The 15,991-nt window shown below is 70.7% G+C and carries 15 protein-coding genes; 12 read left to right on the top strand and 3 right to left on the bottom strand.

What is annotated here, in order from left to right; translation table 11 throughout:
* The first annotated feature begins 245 nt into the window (after nt 1-245).
* Genes AC069T_RS27400 through AC069T_RS27380 form a run of 5 tightly spaced genes read left to right on the top strand, consistent with a single transcriptional unit; the run spans nt 246 to nt 5,943 of the window.
* Nucleotides 246-1,874, top strand: a complete 1,629-nt coding sequence (locus AC069T_RS27400) for a peptide ABC transporter substrate-binding protein (RefSeq protein WP_478785276.1) — start codon at nt 246-248, stop codon at nt 1,872-1,874.
* Between the two features lie 57 nt (nt 1,875-1,931).
* Nucleotides 1,932-2,855 carry an ABC transporter permease gene (locus AC069T_RS27395; protein WP_358850238.1) on the top strand — a complete coding sequence of 308 codons (924 nt, stop codon included), beginning with the start codon at nt 1,932-1,934 and terminating at the stop codon, nt 2,853-2,855.
* The gene (locus AC069T_RS27390) at nt 2,848-3,828 is read left to right on the top strand and encodes an ABC transporter permease (RefSeq protein WP_478785275.1); all 981 of its coding nucleotides are present in this window, start codon (nt 2,848-2,850) and stop codon (nt 3,826-3,828) included. The genes AC069T_RS27395 and AC069T_RS27390 overlap by 8 nt, the downstream gene beginning before the upstream one ends.
* 5 nt (nt 3,829-3,833) lie before the next feature.
* Complete coding sequence (locus tag AC069T_RS27385; protein WP_478785274.1) at nt 3,834-4,808, top strand: ABC transporter ATP-binding protein; 975 nt, start codon at nt 3,834-3,836, stop codon at nt 4,806-4,808.
* Nucleotides 4,801-5,943: an ABC transporter ATP-binding protein gene (locus AC069T_RS27380; RefSeq protein WP_478785273.1), complete on the top strand. Its 1,143-nt coding sequence runs from the start codon at nt 4,801-4,803 to the stop codon at nt 5,941-5,943. The genes AC069T_RS27385 and AC069T_RS27380 overlap by 8 nt, the downstream gene beginning before the upstream one ends.
* Nucleotides 5,944-6,093: 150 nt before the next feature.
* On the opposite strand, the gene AC069T_RS27375 is transcribed toward AC069T_RS27380, so the two are convergent.
* On the bottom strand, nt 6,094-8,253 hold the full coding sequence (locus tag AC069T_RS27375) for a prolyl oligopeptidase family serine peptidase (protein ID WP_478785272.1): 2,160 nt from the start codon (nt 8,251-8,253) through the stop codon (nt 6,094-6,096).
* A 172-nt stretch (nt 8,254-8,425) separates the two neighbouring features.
* On the opposite strand from AC069T_RS27375, the gene AC069T_RS27370 reads away from it, so the two are divergent.
* On the top strand, nt 8,426-8,620 hold the full coding sequence (locus AC069T_RS27370) for a hypothetical protein (protein ID WP_358850233.1): 195 nt from the start codon (nt 8,426-8,428) through the stop codon (nt 8,618-8,620).
* 134 nt (nt 8,621-8,754) lie between these two features.
* On the opposite strand, the gene AC069T_RS27365 is transcribed toward AC069T_RS27370, so the two are convergent.
* Together AC069T_RS27365 and AC069T_RS27360 are read right to left on the bottom strand one after the other, a co-directional pair.
* Entirely contained in the window at nt 8,755-8,964 is a 210-nt protein-coding gene (locus AC069T_RS27365) for a DUF397 domain-containing protein (protein WP_478785271.1), read from the bottom strand.
* Nucleotides 8,961-9,839, bottom strand: a complete 879-nt coding sequence (locus AC069T_RS27360) for a helix-turn-helix domain-containing protein (protein WP_478785270.1) — start codon at nt 9,837-9,839, stop codon at nt 8,961-8,963. Before AC069T_RS27360 ends, AC069T_RS27365 begins: the two co-directional genes overlap by 4 nt.
* A 110-nt stretch (nt 9,840-9,949) precedes the next feature.
* Here AC069T_RS27360 and AC069T_RS27355 point away from each other — a divergent pair, with 110 nt between their 5' ends.
* The 6 genes from AC069T_RS27355 (at nt 9,950) to AC069T_RS27330 (ending at nt 15,904) form a co-directional block, all read left to right on the top strand.
* Nucleotides 9,950-10,420 carry an ATP-binding protein gene (locus AC069T_RS27355; RefSeq protein ID WP_478785343.1) on the top strand — a complete coding sequence of 157 codons (471 nt, stop codon included), beginning with the start codon at nt 9,950-9,952 and terminating at the stop codon, nt 10,418-10,420.
* A gap of 323 nt (nt 10,421-10,743) precedes the next feature.
* The gene (locus tag AC069T_RS27350; protein WP_478785269.1) at nt 10,744-11,613 is read left to right on the top strand and encodes a helix-turn-helix domain-containing protein; all 870 of its coding nucleotides are present in this window, start codon (nt 10,744-10,746) and stop codon (nt 11,611-11,613) included.
* Between the two features lie 80 nt (nt 11,614-11,693).
* On the top strand, nt 11,694-12,041 hold the full coding sequence (locus tag AC069T_RS27345) for a hypothetical protein (protein WP_478785268.1): 348 nt from the start codon (nt 11,694-11,696) through the stop codon (nt 12,039-12,041).
* A gap of 171 nt (nt 12,042-12,212) precedes the next feature.
* The gene (gene mshB / locus AC069T_RS27340) at nt 12,213-13,121 is read left to right on the top strand and encodes an N-acetyl-1-D-myo-inositol-2-amino-2-deoxy-alpha-D-glucopyranoside deacetylase (protein ID WP_478785267.1); all 909 of its coding nucleotides are present in this window, start codon (nt 12,213-12,215) and stop codon (nt 13,119-13,121) included.
* Nucleotides 13,118-13,537, top strand: a complete 420-nt coding sequence (locus tag AC069T_RS27335; protein ID WP_478785266.1) for a DUF6113 family protein — start codon at nt 13,118-13,120, stop codon at nt 13,535-13,537. Before mshB ends, AC069T_RS27335 begins: the two co-directional genes overlap by 4 nt.
* A 159-nt stretch (nt 13,538-13,696) precedes the next feature.
* Entirely contained in the window at nt 13,697-15,904 is a 2,208-nt protein-coding gene (locus tag AC069T_RS27330; protein ID WP_478785265.1) for a hypothetical protein, read from the top strand.
* Nucleotides 15,905-15,991 lie beyond the last annotated feature (87 nt).

The raw sequence follows: 15,991 nt of genomic DNA, 5'->3' as shown, positions 1-15,991 counted from the left end.
CCTCCAGGCCCAACCCAAGCCATCTTCCCTCCGACGCCCCCCCCTCCCCCCCCCCCCCCCCCCCCCCCCCCCCCCCCCCCCCCCCCCCCCCCCCCCCCCCCCGGTTCCGTGCGTCGTACCCGGTCTGTCTTCTTCCCGGCTCCTCATCCCCCTTCACCACCCGTACAGACGGGACAAAAGTGCGGTATGGGGGAGGGCGGGTGATATTGAGCGCTAATGACCAGCGCATTCCGAGGAGGCACTCCATGCGTGGAGCCACGCACGCCACATGGGCCGCATGCGCGGCGGCGGTAGCCCTCGCGGCGACCGCCTGCGGGGGCGGGGGGAGCGACAGCGGCGGCGACGGCTCCGGGGTCCTCAGCTCCTCCTGGGGCGACCCGCAGAACCCGCTGGAGCCGGCCAACACCAACGAGGTGCAGGGCGGCAAGGTCCTCGACATGATCTTCCGCGGCCTGAAGCGGTACGACGCGAAGACCGGCAAGGCCGACGACATGCTGGCCGAGAAGATCGAGACCTCGGACTCGCAGAACTTCACGATCACGATCAAGGACGGCTGGAAGTTCAGCAACGGCGAGGCCGTCACCGCCAAGTCCTTCGTCGACGCCTGGAACTACGGCGCCAGCCTCAAGAACAACCAGAAGAACGCCTACTTCTTCGGGTACATCGACGGGTACGACAAGGTCCACCCCGACTCCGGCAAGCAGAGCGCGGACACGCTGTCCGGCCTCGCCGTCAAGGACGACAGGACCTTCACCGTCAAGCTCAACCAGAAGTTCTCGACCTTCCCCGACACCCTCGGCTACGCGGCCTTCTCACCGTTGCCCCAGGCGTTCTTCGACGACCACGCGAACTGGCTGAAGAAGCCGGTCGGCAACGGTCCGTACGCCGTCGACTCGTACACCAAGGGCTCGACGATGTCCCTGCGCAAGTGGGACGGCTACTCCGGCGACGACAAGGCGCAGAACGGCGGGGTGGACCTGAAGGTCTACACCGACAACAACACCGCCTACACCGACCTCATGGCCGGCAACCTCGACCTTGTCGACGACGTGCCCGCCTCCCAGCTGAAGAACGCGAAGAGCGACCTCGGCGACCGCTACATCAACACGCCGGCCGGCATCATCCAGACCCTCGCCTTCCCGTTCTACGACAAGAAGTGGGACAGGGCCGGGATGGAGAAGGTCCGCACGGGCCTGTCCATGGCCATCAACCGCAAGCAGATCACCGAGACGATCTTCCAGAAGACCCGCACCCCGGCCACCGACTGGACCTCGCCGGTGCTCGGCGCGGACGGCGGCTTCAAGGAGGGGCTGTGCGGCGACGCCTGCGAGTACAACGCGAGCGAGGCCAAGAAGATGATCGAGGACGGCGGGGGCCTGCCCGGCGGTCAGATCAAGATCACGTACAACGCGGACACCGGCTCCCACAAGGAGTGGGTGGACGCCGTGTGCAACAGCATCAACAACGCCCTCGGCAACGACAAGGCCTGCGTCGGCAACCCCGTCGGCACCTTCGCCGACTACCGCAACCAGATCACGCAGCAGAAGATGTCGGGCCCCTTCCGGGCCGGCTGGCAGATGGACTACCCGCTGATCCAGAACTTCCTCCAGCCGCTGTACTACACCAACGCCTCCTCCAACGACGGCAAGTGGTCCGACAAGAACTTCGACAAGCTCGTCGACCAGGCGAACGCGGAGACCGACACCGCCAAGGCCGTCGACCTCTTCCAGCAGGCCGAGGGGGTCGTCCGGGACAACATGGCGGCCATCCCGCTCTGGTACCAGAACGGCAGCGCCGGCTACTCGGACCGGCTCTCGAACGTGGCGCTCAACCAGTTCAGCGTCCCCGTCTACGACGAGATCAAGGTCGGCTGAGCCGCGCCGGGCGGCCCCGCCGACCACCGGGCCGCCCCTCCTACCTCCGGAGCCCTCATGGGACGGTACGTAATCCGGCGTCTGCTGCAGATGATCCCGGTCTTCATCGGCGCCACGCTTCTGATCTTCCTGATGGTGAACGTGATGGGCGACCCCATCGCGGGCCTGTGCGGCGACCGCCAGTGCGACCCCGCCACCGCCGCCCAGCTGAAGAAGGAGTTCGGCCTCGACAAGCCGGTCTGGCAGCAATACCTGACCTACATGGGCAACGTCTTCACCGGTGACTTCGGCACCGCCTTCAACGGCCAGCCGGTCACCGAACTGATGGCGACCGCCTTCCCGGTCACCATCCGGCTCACCATCGTCGCGATCCTCTTCGAGATCGTCATCGGGATCCTGCTCGGCGTCGTCACCGGCCTGCGCCGCGGACGCCCCGTCGACACCGGAGTGCTGCTGCTCACCCTCGTCGTCATCTCGGTGCCGACCTTCGTCACCGGCCTGCTGCTCCAGCTGCTGCTCGGCGTCGAGTGGGGCTGGATCAAACCGTCCGTCTCCTCCGACGCCACCTTCGGCGAGCTGATCGTGCCCGGCCTCGTCCTCGCCTCGGTGTCCCTGGCCTACGTGACCCGGCTGACCCGGACCTCCATCGCGGAGAACAAACGGTCCGACTACGTCCGTACGGCCGTCGCCAAGGGGCTGCCGCGGCGCCGGGTGATCGTGCGGCACCTGCTGCGCAACTCGCTGATCCCCGTGGTCACCTTCATCGGCACGGACATCGGCGCGCTCATGGGCGGCGCGATCGTCACCGAGCGGATCTTCAACATCCACGGCGTCGGCTTCCAGCTCTACCAGGGGATCCTGCGGCAGAACACCCAGACCGTCGTCGGTTTCGTGACCGTCCTGGTCCTCGTCTTCCTGGTCGCCAACCTGCTCGTCGACCTCCTCTACGCCGTACTCGACCCGAGGATCCGCTATGCCTGAGCAGCCGTACGAGCCGGACGGTGCCATCGCCGCGACCGGCATGGGCGGCGCGATGGACCTCGCCACCAGCGAGGGCGCCACCCTGGAGAAGACCCCGGGCGGTCCCGAGGGCACCGGACCGCAGGAGAAGCCGCGCTCGCTCTGGTCCGACGCCTGGCGCGACCTGCGCCGCAACCCCGTCTTCATCATCTCCGCGCTGGTCATCCTCTTCCTGGTCGTCATCTCGCTCTGGCCGTCGCTGATCGCCTCCCAGAACCCGCTGAACTGCAACCTGTCCAAGGCCCAGGAGGGCTCCCAGCCGGGCCACCCGTTCGGCTTCGACGGCCAGGGCTGCGACGTCTACACCCGGACGGTGTACGGGACCCGGGTCTCGATCACGGTCGGCGTCTGCGCCACGCTCGGCGTCGCGATCCTCGGCACGGTGCTGGGCGGCCTCGCCGGCTTCTTCGGCGGGGTGGGCGACTCGGTCCTGTCCCGGATCACGGACATCTTCTTCGCGATCCCCGTGGTGCTCGGCGGCCTCGTACTCCTGTCCGTGGTGACCAGCAACACGGTCTGGCCCGTCATCGGCTTCATGGTGCTGCTCGGCTGGCCGCAGATCTCCCGGATCGCCCGCGGCTCCGTCATCACCACCAAGCAGAACGACTACGTCCAGGCGGCCCGCGCCCTCGGCGCCTCCAACTCACGCCTGCTGCTGCGCCACATCACGCCCAACGCCGTCGCGCCCGTGATCGTCGTGGCGACCATCGCGCTCGGCACCTACATCGCCCTGGAGGCGACGCTCTCCTACCTCGGTGTCGGGCTGAAGCCGCCCACCGTGTCCTGGGGCATCGACATCTCCGCCGCCTCCCAGTACATCCGCCAGGCCCCCCACATGCTGCTGTGGCCGGCCGGCGCCCTCGCGATCACCGTCCTGGCGTTCATCATGCTCGGCGACGCGGTGCGCGACGCCCTCGACCCGAAGCTGAGGTGACCGCCGTGCTGCTCGAAGTGCGCGACCTGCACGTGGAGTTCCGGACCAGGGACGGCGTCGCCAGGGCCGTCAACGGGGTGAACTACAGCGTCGACGAGGGCGAGACGCTCGCCGTGCTCGGCGAGTCCGGCTCCGGCAAGTCCGTGACCGCGCAGGCCGTCATGGGCATCCTCGACATGCCGCCCGGCAGAATCACCGGCGGCGAGATCCTCTTCCGGGGCCAGGACCTCCTGAAGTTCAAGGAGGAGGACCGGCGCAAGGTCCGCGGCGCCGAGATGGCGATGATCTTCCAGGACGCCCTGTCCTCCCTCAACCCGGTGCTGTCCGTGGGCGACCAGCTCGGCGAAATGTTCGTCGTGCACCGCGGGATGTCCCGCAAGGACGCCCGGGCCCGGGCGATCGAGCTGATGGACCGGGTGCGGATCCCGGGCGCCGCCCAGCGGGTGCGCGACTATCCGCACCAGTTCTCCGGAGGCATGCGCCAGCGCATCATGATCGCCATGGCGCTGGCCCTCGAACCCGCGCTGATCATCGCCGACGAACCCACCACCGCCCTCGACGTCACCGTGCAGGCGCAGGTCATGGACCTCCTCGCGGAACTCCAGCGCGAACTCAACATGGGGCTCATCCTCATCACCCACGACCTCGGCGTGGTCGCGGACGTCGCCGACCGGATCGCCGTGATGTACGCGGGCCGCATCGTCGAAACGGCGCCGGTCCACGACATCTACAAGGCGCCCGCGCACCCGTACACCCGGGGACTGCTCGAATCGATCCCGCGGCTGGACCAGAAGGGCCAGGAGCTCTACGCCATCAAAGGGCTGCCGCCGAACCTCATGCACATCCCGCCGGGCTGCGCCTTCAACCCGCGCTGCCCGATGGCCCAGGACGTGTGCCGGACCGACGAACCGCCGCTCTACGAGGTCTCCGACGAGCGCGGAAGTGCCTGCCACTTCTGGAGGGAGTGTCTGCATGGCTGAGACGACGCCGGCGCCGACGGGCGAGCCGATCCTCGAGGTCAGTGGCCTGGTCAAGCACTATCCGCTCACCCGCGGCATCGTCCTGCGCAAGCAGATCGGGTCGGTGAAGGCCGTCGACGGCGTCGACTTCGCGCTGGGCGGGGGCGAGACCCTCGGCATCGTGGGCGAGTCCGGCTGCGGCAAGTCGACGGTCGCCAAGATGCTCGTCAACCTGGAGAAGCCGACGGCCGGGGTGATCAAGTACCGGGGCGAGGACGTCACCAAGCTGTCCGGGCGCGCGCTGAAGGCCGTGCGCCGCAACATCCAGATGGTCTTCCAGGACCCGTACACCTCGCTCAACCCCCGGATGACGGTGGGCGACATCATCGGGGAGCCCTACGAGATCCACCCCGAGGTCGCACCGAAGGGCGACCGCCGCAAGCGGGTCCAGGACCTGCTGGACGTGGTCGGTCTCAACCCCGAGTACATCAACCGCTATCCGCACCAGTTCTCCGGCGGCCAGCGCCAGCGCATCGGCATCGCCCGCGGCCTCGCGCTGCGCCCCGAGATCATCGTGGCGGACGAGCCGGTCTCCGCCCTCGACGTCTCCGTGCAGGCGCAGGTCATCAACCTGCTGGACAAGCTCCAGGACGAGTTCGACCTCTCCTACGTCTTCATCGCGCACGACCTGTCGATCGTCCGGCACATCTCCGACCGCGTCGGGGTGATGTACCTCGGGCGGATCGTGGAGATCGGCAGGGACGCCGAGATCTACGACCACCCGACGCATCCCTACACCCAGGCGCTGCTCTCCGCCGTGCCGGTGCCCGACCCGGAGGCGCGCGAGCACCGGGAGCGGATCATCCTGACCGGCGACGTGCCCTCCCCGGCGAACATCCCCTCCGGGTGCCGCTTCCGCACCCGCTGCTGGAAGGCGCGGGAGCGCTGCGCCCTGGAGGTCCCGCTGCTCGCGGTGCCCGCCGAGTTCCGGCTCACCCAGGGGCCCGCGGCACACGACTCGGCCTGTCACTTCGCGGAGGAGAAGCGCGTGGTGCCCCCGGAGGAGCACCGGGCGTCGCCCCCGGGGGACCTGCCCGAGCGCCGGCCGGGGAGCGGCGAGCCGCCCCCTTCGCCACCGTCCGGCGGGGTTGCATAGGCGCACAAACACGCATGAACGTCGTTTACACGCAGGCAACTTGGCGGAAGCCGTACCGATATACGGACGCGGCAGGGTGAACAGCGTACGGCCGTGCGGGTGCCGTAGACGGGCCGGGGCGCACCATGTCGCCCCGGCCCGTCGCCATGGTCAGACGAGACCCAGCGACCGCTTCAGGAAGTCCACCTGGAGCAGCAGCAGGTTCTCCGCTACCTGTTCCTGCGGGGTCATGTGCGTGACGCCCGACAGGGGCAGCACCTCGTGCGGGCGGCCGGCGGCGAGCAGCGCCGAGGACAGGCGCAGGGAGTGGGCCACCACCACGTTGTCGTCGGCGAGTCCGTGGATGATCATCATCGGCCGGGCGGGCTCCGCGGCGGCCACCAGTCCGTCGTCGTCGATCAGCGAGTTCGCCGCGTACACCTCGGGCCGGACGCCCGGATCGCCCAGATAGCGCTCGGTGTAGTGGGTGTCGTACAGCCGCTGGTCGGTGACCGGAGCGCCCAGGATGCCGGCGTGGAAGACGTCCGGGCGGCGCAGCACCGCGAGTCCCGCCAGATACCCGCCGAACGACCAGCCGCGGATCGCCACCCGGTCCAGGTCGAGCGGGAACGACCCGGCGAGACCCTGGAGGGCGTCGACCTGGTCCTGGAGCACGACGGCGGCCAGGTCGTCCTTGACGGCCTTCTCCCAGGCCGGCGAGTGCCCCGGCATGCCCCGGCCGTCCGCGACGATCACCGCGAACCCCTGGTCGGCGAACCACTGCGAAGTCAGATGGGCGTTGTGCGCAGCGAGCACGCGCTGACCGTGCGGACCGCCGTAGGGATCCATCAGCACGGGCAGGGGAGTGTCACCGTGGTAGTCCGTAGGCATAAGCACGGCGCATGGAATTCGCCGTGCGCCCCCCACGGTGAGGGTCACGCGCGGGGACAGACCGGGGCGTTCGGCGTACGTCGCCACACTGGCCGCCTTGCGTGAGCCGCCCGCCGGAGGTGCCCCCGTGCCGCTCCGCCTGCTCTCGTGCAGCACCTGCACCTGGCTGCCCGGCCGGTCCGGCGTCGCCGAGACGAGTACGGTCACCCCGCCCGCCCGCACCGCCGAGTGCACACCGGGCTCCTGCGAGACGCGCCCCACCCCCAGCTCGTTCACCCGGTAGACGTGGACCTCGCCGATCTCCGGGTCGGCCGCCGCCCTGCCCGCCGAAGCCGAGACCAGCACGTCGTCGGCCGACACGTCCAGCACCGCGCGGACGTGCAACTGCGGTCCCGTCAGCGGGCGTTCACCGAAGGCGAGCACCCGCGCCCCGCCCTCGTCGGCGATCCGCACCAGCTGTCCGCCGGGGCTCCAGCAGGGCACGCCAGGGAAAAGATCCAGCCATTGTGGATCTTCATCGGCGTGCACCATCCGGGTCGCCCCGGTGTCCGGGTTCACCGCCAGGAACAGCTGGCTGCGCTGGTCCCGCGCCTGCACGAGTACGAGCGGCGCCCCCGCCGCTGACCAGTGCACATGCGCCAGATACGGGTAGCGGGCCCGGTCCCACACCACCTCCGTGCGCGTCCCGTCGAGGCCCAGCACGAAGAGCCGCACCTCCGCGTTCTCGGTGCCCGCCGCCGGATACGCGACCTGCTGCGGATCCCGCTCGGGGTGCGCGGGATCCGCGATCCACCAGCGCTTGACCGGGGCATCGTCGACCCGGGCGACCAGCAGCCGGTCCGACTCCGGGGACCACCAGAAACCGCGCGAACGCCCCATCTCCTCGGCCGCGATGAACTCGGCCAATCCATAGGAAACCGTCGCCGATTCAGGCTCCGCCAGCACCCGGTCGTCCGCACCCTCGGCGCCGACCACGCGCAGGGCACCGCCGGCCACGTACGCGATCCGGCGGCCGTCGGGGGCGGGGCGCGGGTCGATCACCGGTCCCGGAACCCGCAGTTCACGTGCCGTGCCGGCTCGCAGCTCGGCCGTGAAAAGCCGCCCTGACAAGGCGAAAGACGCCAACTCCGCGGCCGCGTCGGTGGCGTAGCCGACGATCCCGGCGCCGCCCTCGCGACTGCGCTCCCGGCGCGCCCGCTCCTGCGCCGACAGCCGCTCCGTGCGGCCCCCGAGCAGCGTCTGCGGGTCGGCGACGACGCGTTCCCCGCCCTCGGCGACGTCCAGGACCCACAGCAGGTTCGCCCGGTCCGTGCCGGAGCGGGAACGCAGGAAAACGACGCGTGAACCGTCGGGTGACACGGTGAAAGCGCGGGGTGCGCCGAGGGTGAACCGCTGGGTGCGCGCCTGCAGGCGCGGGAAGGAAAGGGGCTCGGTCGTCATGCCCCGACCATATTGGCCATGCGCCCCCTTGTGCGGCCGTGCGCCGATCGATGCGCGCGTACGGATAGTTATGATCACTAGCGCTGCGTGGGTAGGAACCCGCTGGCGCTGTATTGGGTCTGCCGACCCCGTTCGACCCCCTAGTCCCTGGGATCTTTGGAGGTGAGCCGCCGTGGCACTCTCGATTTCGGCGGTGGTGCTGCTGGCGATCATCGTCTTCATCCTGGTGAAGAAGTCAGGACTGAAGGGAGGTCACGCCATCGTGTGTGTCCTGTTCGGCTTCTATCTCGCCTCGTCGACGGTGGCCCCCACGATCAACGAGCTGACCACGAACATCGCGGGCATGATCGGCAGCATCAAGTTCTGACGAGCGTGCTCGGCGTGCTCCGTGCGGAGTGGGTTCCAGGGCGTTGCCCGAAGCCCACTCCGCACCAGTTCACGGGCGTCGCCCGCTTCTCGGCGGCGAGGTCGACGTTCCGGAGGCCGAGGTCGAGCAGACCGTCAGCCCTCGGACGCGTACGGCACGAAGTCGGCCCAGGCCCGCGGCGAGAGCCGGAGGCGGGGGCCGGAGGTGTGCTTGGAGTCGCGGACGTGGACAGTGCGGGGGGTCGTGGCGATCTCGACGCAAGAGTCCCCCTCGGTGCCGTCGCTGTAGCTGCTCTTGAACCAGGCCAGCTCGCTGAGGGCTCCAGCGGGGTGCTTGCGGATCATGTTTCTCCCAGCAGTTGCTCGATGAAGGCGAGGGACTCCCCGGGCGTCAGGGCCTCGGCTCGGATGGTGCTGTAGCGCAGTTCCAGGATGCGGAGTTCCTTCCGCTCCGTCGTCGGACGACCGCTGAACGCCCCATCGGAACGCCCGACAGCCGTACCGTCCGCGAACTTCAGCAACTCGATCTTGCCATCCACTCCGGGGTGAGCGCCGCCCTCAGTCGGCATCACTTGGAGCGTTACGTTGCGCAACCGGGCCACCTCCAGCAAGTGTTCGAGCTGTCGGCGTCGCACCATTGTGCCTCCGACGCGACGACGCAGTGCCGCCTCTTCCTGGACGAAGCTCAGCGCAGGCACGGGTGATTTGTCGAAGACCGCTTTCCGTGCCATGCGGGCGGCAACCAGACGCTCCACTTCCTGCTCCGAGTAGGGCGGTTGCCTGGCCTCGAACAGCGCCCGCGCATGCTCCGCCGTCTGCAACAACCCGTGCAGGCTGAGCCCGACGTACACCCCGAGTTCGACGGCCTGCGCTTCCAGTTTGGCGATCTCACGGACGTTCTTCGGGTATCGGACCTTCTTCACGTCCTCCTTCATCGCCGAGAGCAGCCCGCCCGCCTCCAACACCGTGTCGGCCTTGTCCAGGTACTCGGGGCGGGGGATCCGCTTCCCGCTCTCGATCTTGTAGACGAGGTCCTCGCCGTACCCGACCGCCAGCCCGAAGTCGGCCGCGCGCATTCCCACGGCCTCTCGCCGCAGTTTCAGCTGCCGCCCCACCGTCTCCACGACGGCGATGCCCCAGTCGTCGTCCGGGTCCACCTCCCAGCCCGGTTCGTCCGCCTCCTCCTTGAGCTGGACCGGCTTGCCGTTCACCTGCGTCATAGCACCCCTCCGCCACCGAAACCGACAGTCCCGACACCACTGGACAACACCCGGACAGTCACCGTACGCAACGACTCCATCACTGTTCACGGTAAGTGGGAGTGGCCACTCTGAGTGACGTGATCCAGGAATCCCTCTCCTCTGCGCCCCAACCGGGCCGGCACTTCCGCAACTTCAGCGTGCGGTTGTCTCCCACGCTTCGCGGAGCGCGCCTCGCCCGGCTGCTGACCGTCGAGCAACTGCGCTCCTGGGGAATGCCGGTGGACCCGGCCGGCCAGATCGTCGCCGAACTCGCGGCGAACGCGGTGACCCATGGACGCGTACCGGGCCGGGACTTCAGACTCACGCTCTACGTCATTGCGAACACGCTGCGCATCGAGGTGACCGACACGGCGGGGGACCGCCCGCCCCGGCCACCGCATGCGGGCCCCGACGCCGAATCCGAGTCGGGCCGTGGACTGCTCCTGGTCGAGGCGCTCGCCGACCGGTGGGGCTGGGCTGCGGAACTGCGCCCGCGCAAGACGGTCTGGGCCGAGGTCGTACTTCCACCGGAGGGCGTTCAGAGCCGCCGCGACTCCTGATCGCCGGAAGTCCCGGACGAGGCGACGCGCGTCCGTCACCGGAACCCGGTTTCTCAGGCTTCGGGGCAAGTGGCGCTCATTCCAAAAGACCACAGCTGTGGAGAAAGAACCCGACCAAGCCCCACCCCTCCCGCCCGTCGGCCAAACTCACTCCCGCGAGTGAATATGCCTAACTCCGCTGGATTCGGGGCGGGTTGCCTGCCTTACCCTCAGCGCAACGCAGGACCGCAACGCAGCACCACAGCCGCAGACATGCGACGGCCCCCGCCGGGACGGCAATCCCAGTGCGAGGGCCTGACCGCCGAGGAAGTAGGAGCTTCCCGATGGATACGCGAAACCCTAGCGCGCCCCCGTGCGCCGAGTCCCGTGACACGGGCAAAAACCACCCCCGCGCGGGCGGACTCACCCACGACAACGCCCGTCACACCACCCGCTTCACGGTGATCGGCAACCACCTCGCCCAGCACCGGGAGCTGTCCCTCCTGGCGATCGGGCTGGGTGTGCACATCCAGTCGCTGCCCAAAGGGGCGCGGGTCGACATCAAGACCCTCGCCGTCCGCTTCCCCGAGGGCGCGGTCCGGATCTCCGCCGCGCTGCGCGAGCTGGAGACCCACGGCTATCTGCGCCGTACCCGCGAGCGCGTCCCAGGCGGCCGCATCGTCACCCGCACGGTCTCCTGCAACCAGCCCGGCCGCCAAGACCGCCGCCCTTCAGCCGCCGATCGCGCTCACTCCCCCGCAACCACTCCCGCCAACCCGAAGAAGCGCACACCCCGCAAGCCACTCCCCGCCGTACCGCGCCCCGGCTACCCCGCTCCGGCACTTCTCCAGGCGGCCACCGACCTCCTCGCCGGCCTTCGCCGTCACGATCCCCGTCTCCTCCTCTCCGCCTGTGACACGGCCCACCTCGCCCCCGGCGTCGCCGCCTGGCTGGAGCGGGACGTCAGCGCCACCGCCGTGCGCCAGGCACTCACCTCCGACCTTCCGCCGGAGGGCATACGCCGCCCGGCCGCCCTCCTGGCGCACCGCCTCACCGCACAGCTGCCGCCCCCGCCGCCGTTCGGCCTGCCGACAGCCCGGCCTCCGGCCGTCCGGCACCCCCTCCAAACCTGCGAAGGCTGCGACCGCGCCTTCCGCGCTCCAGAACCCGGCAGCTGCCGGGACTGCCGCCGCGACGCCCGTACGGCCGCCTGACGCGAAACTCCCGCGCCCGTGTCCCGTACCAGCATCAGCGTGCCTCGGTACGCTGGCCGGGGCACGCACTGGAGGACACCATGAGCACTCAGGCCGATCACGGACGCGAGCTGGTTCCCCGGCCCCAGCAGACCCCTGACGCCCTGCGCGCGGCACTCGCGGTGGTCGACCCGGCCCGTCTGGAAGAGATGCAGGCGACCAAGGACGACGCCTTCGCCAAGGCGGTGGAATGGCAATCGCTGAGTCCGGTGCAGAGCTGGGTGCTGACCTGGGCCAGGGACATCGAGATCGCCCGTCGCCCTGACCTGTCCGTCCGCCACGCACGCGCCAGAAGCAACCTGGAGCACGAAGGCCCTGTCGTCGCCCGTGAAGCCCTCGGAGAGCTGAGCGCCGTCCTGGACGAAGCCCTGAGGGCAGTGCGCGAGTGAGCTGGAAGTGGGAGTACGCCTTCGGAGCGGAGCAGGCTGCCCGTACAGCTCCCGCAGACCTCGTGCTTTCAGGGCCGCACCTCGCTGAACGAGAAGGCGCTTGCAGTCGCGGGGAGTGAGGGCACCCCCAGGACGCGACTACCCGGGAAGCCGCCTCGTAGGGTGGGACCCATGACGGAACTGCCCGACCGGCGTCTGCTCCTGGTGCACGCGCACCCGGACGACGAGTCGATCAACAACGGCGCGACCATGGCCAGGTACGCGGCCGAGGGCGCCCGGGTGACGCTGGTGACCTGCACCCTCGGTGAGCAGGGCGAGGTCATCCCGCCCACGCTCGCCCACCTGACCGGCGCCGCCCTCGGCGCACACCGCCTGGGCGAGCTGGACGCGGCGATGCGCGCCCTCGGCGTCGAGGACTTCCGCCGGCTCGGCGGCGACGGCCGGTACCGGGACTCCGGAATGACGGGCGGCCCCGAGAACGACGAACCGGGCTCCTTCTGGCGGGCGGACGTCGACGAGGCCGCCGCCCGGCTCGTCGAGGTGATCCGCGAGGTGCGCCCGCAGGTGCTCGTCACCTACGACCCCGACGGCGGCTACGGACACCCGGACCACATCCAGACCCACCGCGTGGCCATGCGCGCCGCGGAACTCGCCGCGCAGGCCGGCTTCCGCCCCGGCCTCGGCGCGCCCTGGCAGATCGCCAAGACCTACTTCAACCGCGTACCGCGCTCCGTTGCCGAGGAGGCGTTCGCCCGTCTGCGCGCGGCCCTTCCGGACCTGCCCTACGCGAAGTCGGCGCAGCTCGCCGACGTGCCCGGCGTCGCCGACGACGCGGTGATCACCACGGCGATCGACGGCACCGCGTTCGCCGCCGCCAAGGCCGCCGCGATGCGGGCGCACGCCACCCAGATCGAGGTGACCGAGCCCTGGTTCGCCCTCTCGAACGAGCTGGCGCAGCCCCTCTTCACCACCGAGTACTACGAGTTGGTGCACGGGGAACCCGGCGGGACGCCGGAGACGGACCTGTTCGCGGGCCTCGCGGACGCGCGGACCGGGCAGCCGGAGACGGAGAGCCGATGAGTACGACGGGCAGACAGGGCAGCGCACTGGCCCAGCCGTTGCAGCGCCCCTCCGGCGGGCGCATGGCCGCCGGCCTGGGACTGTTCGTGCTGGGCGCGGTGGTCGGCACGGCCGGGGCGCTCGTGCAATCGGGCTGGTTCCCCGGCGGGTTGCTGCTCGCCCTGGCGGGCGCGGCCGGACTCTTCCTCGGCGGCTCACGCGCCCTCGGCACCAGAGCCGGAGCCGTCGCCCCGGCCGTCGGCTGGACGCTCGCCGTCATCCTGCTCACCGCCAGCCGCCCCGAAGGGGACTTCCTGTTCGGCGCGGGGCTCGGCTCCTACCTTTTCCTGCTCGGCGGGATGGCGGCCGCTGTGATGTGCGCCACCCTCGGCATCGAGCGGCAACCGGGCGGCGCTCCCGCCCGACTTGAGAAATGACGCACTACTTCGCCGTATCAGAGAGGTGCGGGTCCCGTGGGGGTTTCCCTCCCGGGCGCGGCCCGCGCGTGGAGACGGACAGTATGGTGGTGCGCGCCGCCGAGCTGCCCGAGATGAGGTCGAGTAAACGGGCGGCGGAGCCAACCGGGAGAACCTGCCTTGAGTCGTGAAACTGACAGTTCGTCCTCCGGGCCCAACGGCCGCGGTGGAGCCGCGTACCCGTCGGGGACGCCGCCGTACGGGACCCCCACGGCTTCCGAAGACGGTACCGACGCGGGCCGTTCGGCCACGCAGCCGGAGGAACGCAAGACCGAGACCACGCTGACGACCCGGATCCGGATCAACATCCCGGGCTCGCGGCCCATCCCGCCGGTCGTCGTGCGTACGCCCATGGGCGACGCCGACGCGTCAGCCGAGCACGGCGACGGCGCGGGCACCGACCCCGAGACGACGGGGTCCATGCGCTTGCCCGCGGTCGCCTCCGGTCCGCCCGCGCCCGCCGGTGAAGGCCCCGGCGAGTCCTCCGGGCCGGGCGAGGAGAAGACCAGCGACTGGTTCGCGCCGCGCAAGTCCGGCGCGCCCAAGGGCGTGTCGGGCGGCGGCCCGGCCAACGGCGCGGGCCTGCCCGCGGGTTCGGCTCCCGCCGGGACCGGCGCCCCCGCGGGCTCCGCACCGGCGCCCGGCATGTCCTCGGGTCCGCAGGGCCCGGGCGGCGCGCGGCCCAGAACCTCCGGCGGGTCCGGACCGCTCGGCGGCCAGGGCGGTGCCCGGCCCGGCGGTACGAACGGCGCGGGGCCCGCGGGTGCCACCGGCGGGGGCCCCGTGGCTCCCGGCCACGGCGGCGGCACCGGCTCCTTCGACGTCTCCGGCGCCCTCGTCGGCCCTCCGGCCGGCGCCGAGTCGCGCCGTGACGACCTGCCGTACTTCTCCGACAACGGCCAGGGCCAGGGCGGCGGCGGGCGCGGTCCCGCAGGACCGACCGGCGGTCCGGTCACCGGCGACGGCCCGCTGGTGCCGCCCGCGGGCCCCGGCGCGGGCCCCCGCGGCCCGGGCGGCCCCGGCGCGGGTCCCGGCGGTCCCGGCGGCATGGGGCCGGGCGGTCCGGGTGCTCCCGGTGCGGGTCCCGGCGCGGGTCCCGGCGGTCCCGGCGGCATGGGGCCGGGCGGGGGCCTCAGCGACGACACGGCGATCCTCACGCCGCAGCGGCCCGCCCCCGGACCGGGCGGCCAGGGCTACGGCGCCAACGACAACGTCTCCGGGCACACGGTCACCAGTGGCATCCCCGTCGTCCCGGGCGGCGCCCAGAGCTCGCCGTTCGGACCCGGCGGCCACTCGGAGGGACCGCTGCCGCACACGCCCCCGAAGCTGCCCGACCCCGCCCAGAAGCCGGCCGCTTCCGCCAAGCCGAAAAAGAAGAAGAAGGGGCGCAGCAAGCTGGTGCTCCTCGGTGTCGGCGTGGTGTTCCTCGGCGGCGTCGCGTACGGCGCCGGGCTGCTCATGAACCACTCGGACGTGCCCAAGGGCACCACCGTGCTCGGCGTCGACATCGGCGGCGGTACCCGCGACGACGCCGTCAAGAAGCTCGACGACGCCTTCGGGGGCCGTACGAACAAGGCGCTGCACCTGTCGGTCGGCGGCGACACGGTGTCCCTCACGCCGGACCAGGCGGGCCTCCAGCTCGACAGCAAGGCCACGGTCAGCGCCGCCGCGGGCAGCGACTACAACCCGGTGTCCGTGATCGGCTCCCTGTTCGGGCAGCAGCGCGTCGTGGAACCCGTGATGCCGGTGGACGAGGAGAAGCTCCAGGCCGCCCTCCAACGTGCCGCGGGCGGCGCGGGTTCGGCCGGCGACGGCACGATCAGGTTCCAGCCCGGCAAGGCCGTCGCCGTGTACGGCAAGGCGGGCAAGGGCATCGACGTCGCGTCCTCGACCGAGGCCGTGGAGCAGGCCTACCGCAGCCAGGTGGAGTCCGGCACGACCACCCCCGTGAAGGTGCCGACCACCACCAGGCAGCCGACGGTCCCGGACGCCGAGGTCGACCGGATGATGAAGAAGTTCGCCGAGCCCGCGATGTCGGGGATCGTCACCGTCCGGACGGACGCCGCCCACACGGTGTCCTTCAGTCCGCAGAACTCCCTGTGGAGGTTCCTGCGCGTGAAGGCCCAGGACGGCAAGCTCGTCGACTTCTACGACAGGGCGGAGCTGACCAAGCTCTACGGCAACACCTTCGACGGTGTCCTCATCACCCGGGGCACCGGCAAGAAGACCCCGGTCACCGTGGAGGACGTGATCGGCGTCCTGCGTCCGGCGCTCATGTCGAAGAACGCCGCCGACCGGATCGCCGTGCTGGACACGGACCCGAGCTAGGGCCTGTCGTTTGGATCATGCCGGCGTCGCGGGGTCTGGCACGCACATCTGCGGCGTTGTCGTCGGTCGCCGACGCTCCGCGTCGAC

The organism is Streptomyces sp. NPDC043867 (genome assembly GCF_056435845.1).
The sequence above is the reverse complement of the archived record's forward strand: the minus strand, read 5'-3'. Positions and strand labels throughout refer to the sequence as shown.

Bases quoted from the DNA above. Each gene is read 5' to 3' on its own strand.
- AC069T_RS27400 (WP_478785276.1), top strand. From the start codon at position 246: ATGCGTGGAGCCACGCACGCCACATGGGCCGCATGCGCGGCGGCGGTA.
- AC069T_RS27395 (WP_358850238.1), top strand. From the start codon at position 1,932: ATGGGACGGTACGTAATCCGGCGTCTGCTGCAGATGATCCCGGTCTTC.
- AC069T_RS27390 (WP_478785275.1), top strand. From the start codon at position 2,848: ATGCCTGAGCAGCCGTACGAGCCGGACGGTGCCATCGCCGCGACCGGC.
- AC069T_RS27380 (WP_478785273.1), top strand. From the start codon at position 4,801: ATGGCTGAGACGACGCCGGCGCCGACGGGCGAGCCGATCCTCGAGGTC.
- AC069T_RS27375 (WP_478785272.1), bottom strand. From the start codon at position 8,253: ATGACGACCGAGCCCCTTTCCTTCCCGCGCCTGCAGGCGCGCACCCAG.
- AC069T_RS27365 (WP_478785271.1), bottom strand. From the start codon at position 8,964: ATGATCCGCAAGCACCCCGCTGGAGCCCTCAGCGAGCTGGCCTGGTTC.
- AC069T_RS27360 (WP_478785270.1), bottom strand. From the start codon at position 9,839: ATGACGCAGGTGAACGGCAAGCCGGTCCAGCTCAAGGAGGAGGCGGAC.
- AC069T_RS27350 (WP_478785269.1), top strand. From the start codon at position 10,744: ATGGATACGCGAAACCCTAGCGCGCCCCCGTGCGCCGAGTCCCGTGAC.
- AC069T_RS27345 (WP_478785268.1), top strand. From the start codon at position 11,694: ATGAGCACTCAGGCCGATCACGGACGCGAGCTGGTTCCCCGGCCCCAG.
- mshB (WP_478785267.1), top strand. From the start codon at position 12,213: ATGACGGAACTGCCCGACCGGCGTCTGCTCCTGGTGCACGCGCACCCG.
- AC069T_RS27335 (WP_478785266.1), top strand. From the start codon at position 13,118: ATGAGTACGACGGGCAGACAGGGCAGCGCACTGGCCCAGCCGTTGCAG.